We start from the raw sequence: 15,609 nt of genomic DNA on the forward strand, positions 1-15,609 counted from the left end.
TCGATGTCGTTCTTCAGTTGCCGGCCTGCCACGGAGGGCGCCAGCGCGGGGAGTTGTGCAGCAGCGTGTCTGCTTCTGCCGGTCCCCACGAGCCACGCCGGTACGACCGGACCGACGGAGGGGCGTCCAGCAGCGGTTGCATGATGCGCCAGGTTTGCTCGACACTGTCCTGTCGGGCGAACAGGCGAGGGTCGCCGATCAGCGCGTCGTGCAACAGTCGTTCGTAGGGTTCCAACGGCTCGCCGAGTTCGTCGGTGAACAGAGTGTCCAGATGCACCGCGCGCCACGAATCGCCCGCCCGCGCGGCGACCTGCACTCGCAGGCCCGGATCGGGGTCGATGCGCAGCACGATCTGGTTCGGTTCGACCTGTGTCGGCGTGGGGAGGAACGACAACCGCGGTGTGCGGTGCAGAACCAGCCGGACCTCGGTGGCACGCTCGGCCAGAGCCTTACCTGCTCGCAGGAAGATCGGGACCCCGGCCCATCGCCAATTGTCGATCTCCAGACGCAAGGCGACGAAGGTCTCGGTGCGCGACCGTGTCGCGACCCCGGGCACCTCGAGGTACCCGTCGTACTGCCCGCGGACGTAGTGCCGAGGATCAGCGTCGGGTATCGCCCGGAACACCTCGGCCTTCTTGTCACGCAGCTCCTCGCCGCCGGCTCGGGCCGGCGGCTCCATCGCGACCAGCGCAAGCACCTGCAGCAGGTGATTTTGCACGACGTCACGCAAGGCGCCCACCGCGTCGTAGAACTTGCCGCGGTCCTCGACGCCGAAGTCCTCGGCCATGGTGATCTGCACACAGGACACGCTGCGACGGTCCCAGATCTCAGCGAGCGCCAGATTGGCGAAGCGCAGATACTCCAAGCTCGATGACCGGCTCTTTGCCCAGAAAATGGTCCACCCGCAAGATCTGCCGCTCGGTGAGCACCTGATGCAGCTGAGCGTTGAGCTTGCGGGCGGAATCCAGGTCGTGCCCGAACGGCTTCTCCACCGCGACCCGTGCATCCTCGACGAGGCCGGCCTTGCCCAGGTGCTCGACAATCGGGCCGAACAGTGCCGGTGGTGTCTCCAAGTAATACAGCGGCCGCTGATGCCCCTTGACCTGTTCGGCCAGCCTCTCGTACAGCGCCTCGTCGGTGATGTCACCGGACAGATAGCTCAGGCGGGCTGCCAACCGGTCGAATACCGCGTCGTCGACGATCTCCTCCGCATCCCCTATCACCTCACGGACCCGCCTCACCAGTTGCTCGACCGTCATGTCGTCATCAGCGACGCCAACGATCGGACAGTCGAGCAGCCGGCGCCGCTCCAGCCGGTACAACGCCCTATATGTCATCTTGCGCGCCAGATCGCCGGTGACACCGAAAATCACCAGCAGGTCCGCCACGCCAGTGGTCGCATCAGACATCCGGATCACATCTCTTCCTCGGCGAAAACCTGCCGGGCATCGGTCGGCAATCGCAGCACATGCGACCTGTCTCAGCCGGGAAAGCCTCGAGGGCTATACCCGGGCGACCAGAATGGTGCATACCCGTAGTAGCCGTAGATGTCGGCGTGGTAGGTCTGATCGTTCACCAGTTCCGGGTCGTAACCGGGTGCTGCGGCGATGTGGTCACGAGTGTGGTTGATATCGACCTCGTCTTCGGTGATCCGAGTGATCGCCGCGACCGGAATGAACGACTTCGTCTCACCGAAACCGAGGAAGCCGCCGTGTTCAACGAGCAGGAAGCGGACCTTGCGGTCGCGATCATCGATCAGCAGGTCCGCAACCTTGCCCACAACCTCGCCGTCCTTGTCCTTCACTTGTCGCCCCCGGACGTCCTCGGCAGAATCTGCGACCGTCTTGCCGGTGTCGCTCAGTTTGCTCAAAGCGGACGTGTTCGGTGCCATCATCGAAAGCTCCTGTTTGCAGAGGTGTGCTTATGATTCGGTCGAGACGAGGCACATTCCGGCCGTATCGGCCACGTGCGCGCAGGACGCAACTGTGCCGCGAACTCGAACGAGCGGGAAGTCGGCGAACACCGGGAGGGCAGCCCGAACCAGATACGGTCGCTGTGCCAGCCACGGCCGCGTAACGTCACCGTCCGTAACGCAGCGAGTGCAACGTTCATGGTGATCCCGATGAGTCGCGGTCACATGTGTGCACGGCGCGGAGCGAATGCTCTGTGGGTCGGCAGCGGACGGCCGAACCTCATCCCGGACTGGCTGAAGGTCTCAGCATCAACCAATCTACGCTGCTGCGCCGCTCCGCGTCGACGTCGACATCACGCCGTCCGACCGGTCTTGTTCAGTTGACGATCTGCACCTCGAGATCTCCTTCGCCGGCGAGTACCTCGACGCCGTGACTACCGTCGGGTCGGCGGACGACGCGGACATCGATCGATGCGTCGCCCACCCGCAGCTGTCGAAGGGTCACCTGCGACATCCACGCGGGAAGTGCCGGGTGCAGGCGAACCACTCCGGCCTGGGCGTCGGCGTCGAGGCCGAGGAGGGTGGCGACGAGGTGGACGAGTGCGCCGGAGGACCACGCCTGGGGGACGTTGGCCCCGAGATACTGGACGGGGAACGAGCCGGCATCTCGGGTCAGTCCGGCGAAGAGCTCGGGCGGCCGCTGCAAGGCGAACTTCGAGGTGGCGTCGAAGATGCCGGCTGCCACCGTGGTCGCTTCGTCGTCGAAACCATAGGCTCGAAAGCCGGCGGCCGCGATAGCGTTGTCGTGTGGCCACACCGAACCGCGTTGGTAGGAGAACGGATCGTAGGCGGCATGGTCGGCCGACAGGGTGCGGATACCCCAGCCACTCCACATGTCCTGTGCCATGAGGCGTCTCACGACCTGTGCCGCCCTGTCGGGATCGACGACTCGTTGCCACAGGAGGTGGCCAGGGTTGGAGGACACCGACGCGATCGGGCGTTTATCGCCGTCGAGGCCGAGGTAATAGGTGCCTTGTTCCTCCCACCAGAACCGTTGTTCGATCACCTCGGCCAGCCGGTCGGCCTCCGAGCGAAGGCGAACGGCGAGGCGGCGGTCACCGTAGGCGATCTCGACGACCTCGGCCCAGGCGCGCTTCGCCGCGACGACGAGCCCCTGGTGCTCGCACAGAGCGATCGGTAGCGTGGCCGACGCCCCGGTGCTGGTGACGATGGCGTCACCGGCGTCCTTCCAGCCCTGGTTGTAGTAACCGTCCGGGGAACGCGTCCGGTACTCCTGTAACCCGTCGCCATCGGGGTCGCCGTCGCGATCGATCCAGGCGAGGGCCCGCTCGACGTGGGGCCGTACGGCATCGAGCGCCTCACGGTCCCCGTGCCAGCGCCAGGCCCACGCGGCGACGAGCACATAAAGAGTGGTCGCCTCGTGGGTGCCGTAGTAGGGGGTGTGGGGGATCAGGTGCAGCGCCGCGAGCTCACCGTGGCGCACTTCGTGCTCGATCTTGCCCGGCTGCATGTCTCTACGGTCGTCGTAGGAGTCGGCCTGCAATGCCGCCAAGGCGTGCAGGCTGCCGAGGGCGAAGCGCGGCGACACACTGAGGGTCTGGAACGAGACGGTGAGCGCGTCGCGGCCGAAGAGACCGACGAACCACGGAATGCCCGCCGCGGGCACCCAGGCGTCGAGGTCCTCGTTGCCGGGGTCGCCTGCGGCGAGCTTGTCGTGATGATGCAGGCGTAGTCCGGCCAGGTCGTCGATGGCTTGGCGCAGCGACCCGGTCACGCCCGGGTTGGAGGTCTCGAAGTTCGTCGCCTGTGAGACCCAGCGCCTGCGGGCGATCTCGGGTTCGGAGTCGGTCTCGAGGAGCTGGTGGCAGGGGCGGGTCACCCGGCGCTCCTCGCCGTCGATCACCGGCATCCACCAGACGCAGCAGTGCCACGAGCGGGCCGGGGCGAGTTCGATGCGGAACAGGATGCCGCCGTTGGCGAATGCGGGTGGCGAGTCGTTGTTCGCCACTTCGAGGACGAGCGAGCGTTCGAAGACACCGTTCACGTACCGGGTGGTGAGCCGTCCTTTGTCGTCGTCCCAGAAACTGTGGATGGAACCTCGCCTGACGCGTCGGCGAGCCTTCACGTCGAAGATGTCGGCGAAATCGGACTCGATACTCACCTCGAGGTCGAGCACGACATCCTCTCGACCCTGATTGGTGAGGTCGTAGTCCTCGTGGATCCCGGGACCGACGCTGCGATCGAGGCGAAGGTGGAGCGAGTGTTCGGTGATCGGGCGGCCGTCGCCGCCGATGAGCACCGGATTGGTGAACTCGAAGCGCGCGCAATGGTGCCCGGGCGCCGCCCCGTTGAACAGGATCGGTCGCTCACCGCCGAGCTTCAACCGGTAGCCGGACACGAGGCGGGTGTCGGCGGTGAAGTACCCCTGCTCCCTGGTGCTCGACATCTCCCCCGACGGCTCACACACCACGACCTCATCGTCGAAATGCGTGGACACCACCGGCGGCCCGACCGATACCTCCATACCGGGCTCCCTTCTCGAATCTATGTTCGTTGTCACAGAGCTGTCAGGGCGATTTCAGTCTTTTTCTGAACACTCGTCACTGGGGGTAACCGTGTCGAGGACCAGGTGCGCGGCGGTATGCCGGTCGGTTCCGTTGTCGGCTGCAAGGTTGTCGAGCTGCCAGCGGGCTTGTCGGGGTGTGTCACCGCGTCCGATAAGGACGCCGATAGCCTGGTTGATATCCGATGCCGCCTGTAGTCGATCGGTGGTGTCCGGTGCAGCGGGGAGGGTGAGGTGCTGGTCGAGGGTGATGTCGGTCAGTGGTTGTCCTATGAGCCAGGCCAGTTCCGCGGCGAGGTCGACGAAAGTTCCCGGTGCCCCCGCGTACAGGATGAGAGCCACAGGCGCCGGGGCGTCGCCGTCACCGATGCCCGGGAGCAGAACCCGCAGTGAGGTGCGGATGTCGCCGGTAACGACTCCGTCGGCGAGAGTGGTAAGGGTGATCGGGGGATCGCCTTGGGCCACAACCACACTCAGACCGAGGTAGGTGGGTACCGCAGCCGCGGCGTCGAGTGTCAATTGATGCAGGCTGTGTGCGATGTCGGTGCCGGGTTCATCGAGTGCTTCGGTGAGGGTGTTCAATGCGGCGGCCATCGCAGCGGTGATCTTCACGAGGTGGTTGCTCCGCTGGGCGCTCCCGAGCGCCGATCGAGCCGTGCCGAGTCCGAACAGGGCGCATTGCCGTGCACGGTGGGAGATCCGGGCCGCCGGGTCAGGACCCCGTTCCGGAACTGTCCCCCACAGCCAAACCTACGCTCGGCCCGGCCGGGCAGCCACTACCCGGCGCAGTGATGCGGCCTCAGGCCGGGGTGTGTCGGGCGCGGGCGCGGCGGACGGCTTCGTCGACGATGCGCTGGGCCACGTCGGCCAGCTTGCGGTGTTCGGTTTGGCTGATCGCGCGCAGCTGCGTGAACGCGTCTTCGGCGCTGCGCCCGCTGCGGCCCCGAAGTATGCCGATCGCTTGATCGATCACCGGTCGTGTCGACAGCGCGGTCTGTAACTGGGCGGTCAACGCCATCGCCCGGGACAGGACCTGAGCGTTGTGTACCGCTACCGCCGCCGGTTTGGCGAAAAGTTGTCCCAGTTCAGCCGCGTGCTCGTCGAAGACATCCTTACCGTGGGCATAGACGTTGATCGCCCCGACCACCTGGTCCGGCAGCAACAGCGGTAGCGACAACGCACTGTGCACGCCCAGCCTGCCCACTCGCGGACCGAACCGCGGCCACATCTTCTCCCCGCCCAACGACCCGGAACGCACCGTCCGGCGCTCCAATGCCGCAGTGATGCAGGGGCCCTCGTGAAGGGTGACGTACTGAATTTCGTCGATCTCTGCGACAAACGGCGCACTCGCCGCCAACGCTTCGACCATGTTGTCCATCCGGTCGACCCGTAACAGGGTCACTCCGGCACCGTCGGCGCCCGGTATCGCGTGCACCGCGAACGCCGCCACCTCGGCCAGCAACTCGGGCAACCCGAGACTGCCCGCGACCAGGCCCGCCAAGTCGGCGAGGGCGGCCTGCAAGTCGGAGAGGTCCGAGCTGGCCTGCCCCGGGGTCAGCGGCCCGGCTGAGGTGTTGCGGACGCCTCCGGTGAACTGCGTCAACTCTGTGTCCCTGCACTCGATAGTCCAGCCCGGAACCCGGCATCCAATAGCCGGAAACCGGCGACACACCCGCGGCGCAACCGCCACGGGAGGGTTTGTCACATTCAGCGTACTGGCGCCCGGTAGTTCTGGAGCACCTGCCGGAGCGGCGGCCACAACGGCGCGATCTCACCCCCTGGATCCGTGGACCACCAGCAACCTCGGCAAGCCTCGGGATCGTGGGCTGCCTCGAACGGCATTCGGCGCGGTTGATTCCCAAGGGGTGTAGCGTTGGAGCTGCTGAGAATCTCAGCTGGTTCGGGATGAGTTCGGCTGTCCGCCGCAGAACTCGAGGAGCGTCGGCTCCGAGGCCCTTACGTACCGGTGATCGTCTGCACTCCAGGATCACCATGACTGTCCTACACCCCTTCCCAGCCCGTCCGGCACCCTCGACACGTCCCCGACATACAGCGGTCCTCCATGACGTGCCCGTAGGCACTGATCGGCACGGCTCGCCAACCGACCCGGCGGGGGTAGCGCGATGAAGGCGCTGGTCATCGTCATCATTGTCCTGGTCATACTGGTGCTGCTGGTGCTACCGATGTCGGTTCGCATCGTGAAACAGTATGAGAACGGCGTGCTGTTCCGGCTGGGCCGCGTGGTCGGCGAACGCGAACCCGGGCTGCGGCTCATCATCCCGTTCGTCGATGTGCTGCACCGGATTTCGCTGCGGATCGTGACGATGCCGATCCAGTCGCAAGGGATCATCACCCGCGACAATGTCAGCGTCGATGTCTCGGCGGTGGCCTACTTCAAGGTCGTCGACGCGGTGAAGTCGGTTGTGGCGATCGAGAATGTCTACGCCGCGATCGATCAGATCGCGCAGACGACGTTGCGCAAGGTGGTCGGTCAGCACACCCTGGACGAGACGTTGTCGGAGACCGACAAGATTAACCTCGACATCCGCGCCGTCCTCGACGTCACCACCATCGAATGGGGCGTGCAGGTCACCCTGGTGGAGCTCAAAGATATCCAGCTGCCCGACAGCATGAAACGCGCCATGGCCCGCCAGGCCGAGGCCGAGCGGGAGAAACGAGCGAAAATTATTGCCGCCGAGGGTGAATCGCTGGCGGCGGCCGCGCTGGGTGACGCCTCGGACACCATGATGGCCCACCCGCTCGCGTTGCAGTTACGCAATCTGCAGACATTGGTCGAACTCGGCGTCGACAAGAACACCACTGTCGTCTTCCCGGCTCCGTTGATGTCGACGATCACCGAACTGGGAACCTTCCTGGCCCGTGAGGGCGTCGCTGCCGCCGGGCCGCAGCCACCGACCCCCGTCTCGGAGTCGACCGCATTGGTGGGCAACGGAACTCCCACTCCGGCGAGTCCGCTGTGATCATCGCTTTGCTGTGCATCCCACTGATTGGGTGGAGCACCTACTGGCTGATCCAACAAGCTGCGCAGGTGACGCCGATGGCCGCGACGGATCAGCACTCGGCCCGCGCAGCGGCTGCCATCGGACTCGAGGACGACCCCGACCAGTGGTGCGCCGTCCGCGGCGTCTGGACCGCGCTGGACGAGCGCCAGCTCATCAGGTTGCTGAAGGACTCAGCCCCATGACACAGACACGCTACGAACTCGATCGACAACGCACCCCATAGTGACAGCTCGCCCCTTCTATTCCAGCAGCGAGGCCGAATTGCAAATTTCCCAGACGAAACCGGTCCCTCACGAATCCGAGGAGTACATCATGCCTATTCATTCCGGACCCCCACTGAACGATCACATCCACGCGGCGCCGGTCGATGCCGGATATCAGATCATCGCCAGCTATCGTGATTATTCCGCCGCGCAAGGCGCCGTGGACTATCTGTCCGACTCCGGATTCGCGGTAGAGAATCTGCGGATCGTCGGGCACGACATCAGCACCGTCGAGGCCGTCACCGGCCGGATGACCACAGCGCGGGCCGCGGTCATCGGCATGGCCGCCGGAGCCTGGTGGGGATTGTTCATCGGACTGTTGCTGGGCATATTCACCCTCGGCACCGCATGGTTCGGCGTCATCATCGGCGCTGTGCTCATCGGCACGGTGTGGGGCGCGGTCTTCGGATACGTCGGGCACTGGGCCACCCGGGGCCGGCGCGACTTCTCCTCGGTCTCCACACTGGCCGCAGAGCACTACGACGTGGTGTGCACACCAGAATTCGGCAGCGAAGCCACCCGTCTCCTCGCGGCGATGCGATGAAACGGCAATCAGCCGTCAACACGTTCCAACACTGTGCGACCTCTGACTCATCGACGCGAAGAGGACCGGCGGTGTTCTTGATTCATGGCAGCAACCGCGATATGAATGTCAGTGCGATCCTTCGGCCGCTGCGCGGATACCACGAATGGCGACAGCGAGCATGCCGATGTTGTTGTGATGACCGCGAATTCCACCGCTGCGACCCTCCTTCGGAATGCGGTCCATTTTCTCGGTCTGCTGCGCATGCGGGGTGCACAGGCCGATGCTCGGAAGGAGTTTTGTCATGCGTATCGGTTTGATCGCACCGCCCTGGGTTCCTGTTCCACCGCCGGCTTACGGCGGCACCGAGGCCGTCGTGGACAACCTCGCACGCGGTCTGGCCCTCCTCGGTCACGACGTACGACTGTTCACCGTCGGTGAGTCCACATGTCCCGTCGACCGAGAGCACCTGTACGAGTACGCCTTCAGCCCGATCGGGATCACGGTGCCCGAGGCCGCACACGTGCTTGCCGCCTACGAGGCACTGACCGATGTGGACATCATTCACGACCACACAGCGCTGGGACCGCTGATCGGGCCGCACCTCGACGGACCACCGGTGGTATCGACCTGCCACGGGTCGTTCGATCCGATGAACTCACGCAATATCGCCTCGTTCGCCGATCACGTTGCGGTCGTGGCGATTTCACACGCGCAGAAGCGGTTCGCGGACCCGATCCCGATCGCGACGGTGATTCACCACGGCATAGACCTGGACACCTACCGCTACGGCCCGGGTGGGGGCGGGTACCTGATGTGGATCGGGCGGATGTGCGCGGCGAAGGGTCCGCACCGAGCCATGGAGTTCGCCCGCGCGGCGGGCCGCAAGCTGGTGATGGTATCCAAAATCCGGGAAGATGATGAGCGGGCGTTCTACGAGCAACACGTCCGGCCACTGCTGGGCCCCGATGATCCCGAACCGCAAGAACTTCCGCTGCAGGACCGAGTACGCCTGCTGCAGCACGCGGATGCGCTCCTCAATCCGATCGACTGGCCCGAACCGTTCGGCCTGGTAATGGCCGAGGCATTGGCATGTGGCACACCGGTTCTGGCCTTTCCCCGCGGTGCCGCGCCGGAGATCGTCGACCACGGCCGCACCGGATTCCTGTGCACCGGAACCCAGGACATGCTCGACGCGATCGAGCTGATCGACAGCATCGATCGCACAGACTGCCGAGCCGAGGCCGAACGGCGATTCGACATGCACCGGATGGCCCGCGACCACGTCGCACTGTATCGGCGGATCCTGGCCGGCCACGCAGGCGAGAGCTTGCTGAGTCTCGTACCAGCCGCAACCGAGGTGACCGTACGGCCGTCAACGCAGTCCTCGACCATGCTCGGCTCGAGGACGTAGCACTGGAGTAGGCGACCGATCATTCTCAGGAACCACCACAGACCCAACGCAACGCCATACGAGTGGATATCCGAAGCGTCGAACCGCGACCCACTGATCAACGCATCACAGTTCTGTTTTGGGCCCCCGCCTGGCGAGCCGACGACATCTTCGTGGTGCAACCACCACGAGATGGCTTGCCGGAGCGGCGGTCACAGCGGCGCCAGCTCGCGCTCGGTCCCGGCGACCACCGGCAACCCGGCAACCCTCGAGATAGCGGGCTCCCTCGAACGGTATGCGGCGCGGTGGGTTCCCCACTGGGTGTAAGGTGAATGGCGCTGAGAACCTCAGCTGGTTCGGGATGAGTTCGGCTGTCCGCCGCAGAACTCGAGGAGCGTCGGCTCCGAAACCCTTACACACCGGTGATCATCTGCACACCAGGATCACCATGACTGTCCCACACAGCTTCTCAGCCCGTTCAATGCCCCCGAAAACCCCCGGACATACGGCGATCGTTCATGACGCGCCCGTAGCTACCGAGCGGCTGAATCCGTCGGGCTGCGCAGGTGACGCGGGTCGCGACGGATCAGCACGTGGCCCGCGTAGCGGCAGCAGCCCCTGGATTCGAGGACGCCCCCGATCAGTGGTGCGCCTGGACCGCGCTGGACAAGTACCAGCCGATCAGGCTACGGAAGAACTCAGCATCGTGGCACAGGCAAGTCGAGGGTGACCCCACGATGACAACATCTGCGCTCCCGGCGCCGCTGAGCTCGCTTGGTGCGCCGAGCATGCCGCACCTGGTGAGCACGGCGAACGCGTTGGTCGCCGGCGACAAGGGCCTGCTCGCCATCGACGAGTCGATCCCCACCTGCAACCGCCGATTCGCCCGGCTCGGGATCGCTCAGACCGAGCAGAACCGCCGCGCCTACCGGGAACTGATCGTGACCACGCCCCGCCTCGCGGACAGCATCAGCGGTGTCATCCTGTGCGACGAGACGATCCGCCAACACACCACCGACGGTGACCCGTTCGCGACCGTCCTGATGAACGCGGGGATCGCCCCCGGTATCAAAGTGGACCGCGGTACCCAGCCGATGGCCGGTCACTCGGGTGAGAGAGTGACCGAGGGCCTCGACGGGCTGCGTGAACGCCTGACTCAATACGTCGCATTGGGGGCACGATTCGCCAAATGGCGGGCCGTGTTCACCATCGGCGAGACGCTACCGAGCCGCGGCTGCGTGCAGGCGAACGCGCACGCGCTGGCCCGCTACGCGGCGTTGTGCCAAGAGGCCGGCCTGGTTCCCGTCGTGGAGCCCGAAATCCTCATGACCGGCGAGCACACCGTCACCAGGTGCGGTGCGGTCACCGAAGATGTTCTCCGGGAAGTCTTTTCCCAGCTGCATACTCAAGGTGTCGCGTTGGAGGGCACGCTGCTCAAGGCCAATATGGTTCTTCCCGGCTCGGCCTGCCCGATCCAGCCGACCGTCGAGACGGTCGCTGAGGCCACGATCTCCTGCCTGCGCCGGGTCGTCCCCGCCGCGGTCGCCGGGATCGTGTTCCTGTCCGGTGGCCAATCCGGCGACCTCGCGACGACACGACTCAACGCCATCAACGCCGCAGACCGGCAACCACTGCCGTGGCCGGTGGGGTTCTCCTTCGGCCGAGCGATCCAGCAACCCGCCCTGACCATTTGGGGCGGCCAGGACACGAATGCGGACGGCGCCCAAAGCGCCATCCGGCACCGGGCCCAGAACAATCAGGACGCCCGTCGCGGTGAGTACGCGCGCACAACAGTCCTGGCTCCCACGTGATGGCCAGCCGTGGCCCGACACCGAACGACAATCCCACGTTTCGTCCCGCCCGAACGACCCGGCGCGGGCGTCACGCAACGACCGGCTCTACCAGGCCACAGCGCCGGGACGACGGTGAATAATGATGAAACTGGTCATCATTCGGCACGGAGAGACCGAATGGTCTCTGTCGGGCCGGTATACCGGCACCACTGATGTGCCTCTGACATCGAACGGTCATCGGCAGGCCGCGTCGCTGGCGTCGCTGGTCGAACGCATGCTGTCGGGCCGGAGCGCGCCGGTGTTTTCCAGCCCTCGCCGACGTGCCACCGCGACAGCCGCTCTCGCGTTCCCCGGCCGGCACATAACAGTGGATCCACTCGTCGCGGAATATCACTACGGCGACTACGAGGGCCTCACCGGCAACCAGATCCGCCTGCTGGCACCCGGCTGGGATATCTGGCGCGACGGATGCCCCCACGGTGAAACAACCGAGAGCGTCGGCGTGCGCGCCGACTCCTTTCTCGAGACAAACCTCGCCCATTCCACCGAGCCGGTCGTCGTCGTCACCCACGGGCACTTCTCCCGAATCCTGGCCGCGCGGGCGCTGGGGCTTGCTGCCGAGACCGGGCGCCTGTTCGCCAGCCTCACCGCCTCGATCTCGGTCATCGGGGACTACCACGGTGAACGCTGTATCGAGCGGTGGAACGTGGATGCCGCACTGCTCGACGGCAGCGGCAACCGGACTGCCTCCGGTGAAAACGTCGCGTCAACCGAGACACCGAGAGTGGGCCGACCGTGACGATCGAATCGACAACGAACAGCCACCACGACGATGCGACTGGGGCGAGACCTCCGATGCCGGTGGGTAATCCAGCGATGTCACAGGTGGCGCTGCCCGCCTCGATATCGGCGTGCCTGTTCGATCTCGACGGCGTTCTCACCGACACCGCACGAGCGCATGCGTCGGCATGGAAGCAGATGTTCGACGCCTATCTGCGGACACGCGCCGAGCGCGGCGACGCACCGTTCGTCGCATTCGACCTCCTCGGCGACTACGACGCATATGTCGACGGGAAACCCCGCGAGGACGGTGCGCGCGCCTTCTTGGCCTCCCGCGGCATCGAGTTGCCCGAGGGACACGAGCAGGATCCGCCCGGTGCCGAGACCGTGCAGGGTCTGGGAAACCGCAAGAACGCCATCATGCTTCGCCTGATCCGACGCGACGGGGTGGAGCCGTATCCAGGCTCGGTGGCGTATGTGCGGGCGGTTCGTGACGCCGGATTGCGGCGCGCGGTGGTGTCGTCGAGCACGAACTGCCGCGATGTCCTGGTCGCCGCACATATCGAAGACCTCTTCGAGGAGCGGGTCGACGGCCTCACCGCCCGGCGCGAGCATTTGGCCGGGAAACCGGCACCGGACACGTTTCTCGCCGCCGCACGGGCTCTGGGCGTCGAGCCATGCGCTGCCGTGGTGTTCGAAGACGCCCTTGCCGGGGTTGCCGCCGGTCGGGCGGGCGAATTCGGTTACGTGATCGGAGTCGACCGGGTCGGTCAGCGCGAGCAACTCATCGCGCACGGCGCGGACCGCGTAGTCACCGATCTGGCCGAGCTGTTGGACAGCCGATGATCAACCACCCCGACTTCACCGTCGAACCCTGGTGCCTGCGTGCGGTCGACCTCGACCTGACCGTGCTCGCACAAACCGAATCGATCTTCGCGTTGTCGAACGGTCACATCGGTTGGCGCGGAAACCTCGACGAGGGCGAACCACACGGCTTGCCCGGCACGTACCTCAATGGCGTCCACGAGTTGCAGACATTGCCGTACGCCGAGCGCGGCTACGGATATCCGGAGTCCGGGCAAACGATCATCAACGTGACCAACGGCAAGCTGATTCGGTTGCTCGTCGACGACGAACCGTTCGACGTGACCTACGGCGAGGTGCTGGCCCACGAGTGGCGCCTCGATTTCGCCGGCGGGGTGCTGCATCGGCGGACCGACTGGCGATCCCCCGCGGGATCGACAGTCCGCGTGTCCTCGACACGCCTGGTCTCGCTGACGCAACGCGCGATCGGCGCGATCCGTTACAGCGTCGAGGCTCTCGGCAGGCCGGTGCGTGTGGTGGTGCAGTCCGAACTCGTCGCCAACGAAGAACTGCCCGCATCCAACGGTGATCCGCGAGCCGCCGCGGATCAGGCGCCGCTGATCAGCCGAGACCACGCGGCCGAGGGCACCCGGGCCGGCCTGGTGCATGCCACCGCGCGCAGCGGGCTCTACATCGCAGCCACCATGGATCATGCCGTCGATGGACCTTCCGCGACCCTGGTGGAATCGGAAAGCTTCCCGGACCTGGGCCGGGTGACCGTCACCACGGAACTGCAACCGGGACAACGCCTTCGGCTGGACAAGTTCGCCGCCTACGGCTGGTCCCGAACTCGCTCCCTGCCCTCGGTGCACGCTCAGGCCGATGCCGCATTGACCGCCGCGCGCCAGACAGGATGGGATAGTTTGCTCGCCGAGCAGCGCACCTATCTCGACGAGTTCTGGACGCGTGCGGACATCGCACTCGACGGTGATCCCGAGATCCAGCAAGCGGTGCGGTTCTCCCTGTTTCATGTGCTTCAATCCAGCGCCAGGGCCGAGGGACGGGCGATTCCTTCGAAAGGTCTGACCGGACCGGGCTATAACGGACATTGCTTCTGGGACACCGAAGCCTATGTGTTGCCGGTCTTGACCCAGATTGCGCCCGAGGCCGCCGCCCACACGCTGCGCTGGCGACATTCCACCTTGCCGCTGGCGACCGCGCGGGCCGCCCAGCTCGGGTTGCGGGGGGCGGCGTTTCCGTGGCGCACGATCCACGGTGAGGAATGCTCGAGTTACTGGCCTGCGGGTGCTGCCGCGTTTCACATCAACGCCGACATCGCCGATGCCGTTGTCCGCTATGTGGACACCACCGCCGATCAGGAATTCGAACGCGCCGTCGGTTGCGAACTTCTCGCCGAAACCGCTCGCCTGTGGGCCTCACTCGGCCACGACAGCCCTGGCGGCCCCTTCCGCATCGATGGAGTCACCGGTCCCGACGAATACAGCGCCGTCGCCGACAACAACGTCTACACCAACCTGATGGCGCAGCAGAACCTGCGGGCCGCCGCCGACGCCCTCGGCCGTCACCCCGGCGTGGCCCGCGACCTGGGTATCGATGAGGAAGAAACCGCCCGCTGGCGAGACGCCGCCAAACGCATGTACATCCCTTACGACGAGGCCCTCGCCATCCACCCGCAGGCCGACGGCTTCACCGACCACCAGATCTGGGACTTCGACGCGACGGCGGCCGACCAGTATCCGCTGCTGCTGCACTTCCCGTATTTCGACCTGTACCGCAAACAGGTCGCCAAGCAGGCCGATCTGGTGCTGGCCATGCATCGACAGGGCGACGCATTCACCTCCGATCAGAAGGCCCGCAACTTCGCCTACTACGAACAGCTCACCGTCCGTGACTCGTCCCTGTCCGCCTGCACACAGGCGGTGATGGCCGCCGAGATCGGACACACGCGCTTGGCCTACGACTACCTCGCCGAGGCGGCTCTCATGGACCTCGAGAATCTCGAACACAACACCCGCGACGGCCTGCATATCGCGGCTTTGGCCGGCAGCTGGATCGCACTGATCGAAGGGCTGGCGGGCATGCGCAACCACCACGGCGCACTGACCTTCGCTCCCCGGCTACCCGATGCGTTGACCCGGCTCGCCTTCACCATCACGACGGGTGAACAACGGCTCAGCGTCGACATCTCGGCGACAGCGGCGACCTACACCCTGAAAGACGGTGCGCCCCTGCACATCACCCACCATGCCCAGCCGGTCACCTTGACAAGCGACAAACCGATCACTCGACCCATCACCACCGCGCCGCAGACCTTGCCCGCACCGACCCAACCGCACGGTCGCGCGCCGTCCCGACGAAGCCTGCCCAGGCGGCCGGAGAACAGAGAGCCGGTCTCGAACCGATGACCAATTCCTCTGCAAGCCATGGCATCTCGAAAAATACGGAGAGTGCATGGTCGCCGCAATCTGAAAAGCGTGAGCCCCGTTGTATCCAGTCGGCCGAGGAGCGCCGCA

Annotated in this window: 12 protein-coding genes and 1 pseudogene; 8 read left to right on the forward strand and 5 right to left on the reverse strand. The window is 65.6% G+C overall.

Annotation, left to right across the window (positions count from 1 at the left end; translation table 11 throughout):
* Positions 1–13 precede the first annotated feature (13 nt).
* The 5 genes and pseudogenes from ACIA76_RS39760 to ACIA76_RS39780 form a co-directional block, all read right to left on the reverse strand.
* Positions 14–1,409: pseudogene (locus ACIA76_RS39760) on the reverse strand (glucose-6-phosphate dehydrogenase).
* A 71-nt stretch (positions 1,410–1,480) separates the two neighbouring features.
* On the reverse strand, positions 1,481–1,894 hold the full coding sequence (locus tag ACIA76_RS39765) for a PRC-barrel domain-containing protein (protein ID WP_397160075.1): 414 nt from the start codon (positions 1,892–1,894) through the stop codon (positions 1,481–1,483).
* Between the two features lie 394 nt (positions 1,895–2,288).
* Positions 2,289–4,457, reverse strand: a complete 2,169-nt coding sequence (locus ACIA76_RS39770; protein ID WP_397160077.1) for a glycogen debranching N-terminal domain-containing protein — start codon at positions 4,455–4,457, stop codon at positions 2,289–2,291.
* Positions 4,458–4,511: 54 nt separating this feature from the next.
* A complete protein-coding gene (locus ACIA76_RS39775) occupies positions 4,512–5,090 on the reverse strand; it encodes a hypothetical protein (protein WP_397160079.1) in 579 nt (192 codons plus the stop codon).
* 205 nt (positions 5,091–5,295) lie between these two features.
* Positions 5,296–6,054 carry an ANTAR domain-containing protein gene (locus ACIA76_RS39780; protein WP_397160191.1) on the reverse strand — a complete coding sequence of 253 codons (759 nt, stop codon included), beginning with the start codon at positions 6,052–6,054 and terminating at the stop codon, positions 5,296–5,298.
* Positions 6,055–6,619: 565 nt separating this feature from the next.
* On the opposite strand from ACIA76_RS39780, the gene ACIA76_RS39785 reads away from it, so the two are divergent.
* From ACIA76_RS39785 to ACIA76_RS39820, 8 genes are all read left to right on the forward strand, one after another.
* On the forward strand, positions 6,620–7,477 hold the full coding sequence (locus ACIA76_RS39785; RefSeq protein WP_397160081.1) for an SPFH domain-containing protein: 858 nt from the start codon (positions 6,620–6,622) through the stop codon (positions 7,475–7,477).
* On the forward strand, positions 7,474–7,701 hold the full coding sequence (locus ACIA76_RS39790; RefSeq protein ID WP_397160083.1) for a hypothetical protein: 228 nt from the start codon (positions 7,474–7,476) through the stop codon (positions 7,699–7,701). The genes ACIA76_RS39785 and ACIA76_RS39790 overlap by 4 nt, the downstream gene beginning before the upstream one ends.
* Before the next feature lie 130 nt (positions 7,702–7,831).
* Positions 7,832–8,326: a general stress protein gene (locus tag ACIA76_RS39795; RefSeq protein ID WP_397160085.1), complete on the forward strand. Its 495-nt coding sequence runs from the start codon at positions 7,832–7,834 to the stop codon at positions 8,324–8,326.
* A 283-nt stretch (positions 8,327–8,609) separates the two neighbouring features.
* A complete protein-coding gene (locus ACIA76_RS39800; protein WP_397160087.1) occupies positions 8,610–9,719 on the forward strand; it encodes a glycosyltransferase family 4 protein in 1,110 nt (369 codons plus the stop codon).
* A 716-nt stretch (positions 9,720–10,435) separates the two neighbouring features.
* Positions 10,436–11,509, forward strand: a complete 1,074-nt coding sequence (locus ACIA76_RS39805; RefSeq protein WP_397160088.1) for a class I fructose-bisphosphate aldolase — start codon at positions 10,436–10,438, stop codon at positions 11,507–11,509.
* Between the two features lie 124 nt (positions 11,510–11,633).
* Complete coding sequence (locus tag ACIA76_RS39810) at positions 11,634–12,290, forward strand: histidine phosphatase family protein (RefSeq protein WP_397160090.1); 657 nt, start codon at positions 11,634–11,636, stop codon at positions 12,288–12,290.
* Positions 12,291–12,367: 77 nt separating this feature from the next.
* On the forward strand, positions 12,368–13,117 hold the full coding sequence (locus ACIA76_RS39815) for an HAD family hydrolase (RefSeq protein WP_397160092.1): 750 nt from the start codon (positions 12,368–12,370) through the stop codon (positions 13,115–13,117).
* Positions 13,114–15,501 carry a glycoside hydrolase family 65 protein gene (locus tag ACIA76_RS39820; protein ID WP_397160094.1) on the forward strand — a complete coding sequence of 796 codons (2,388 nt, stop codon included), beginning with the start codon at positions 13,114–13,116 and terminating at the stop codon, positions 15,499–15,501. The genes ACIA76_RS39815 and ACIA76_RS39820 overlap by 4 nt, the downstream gene beginning before the upstream one ends.
* Positions 15,502–15,609: the final 108 nt, after the last annotated feature.

Origin of the sequence: Nocardia sp. NPDC051570 (assembly GCF_044454005.1) — a bacterium.
GTDB lineage: Bacteria > Actinomycetota > Actinomycetes > Mycobacteriales > Mycobacteriaceae > Nocardia.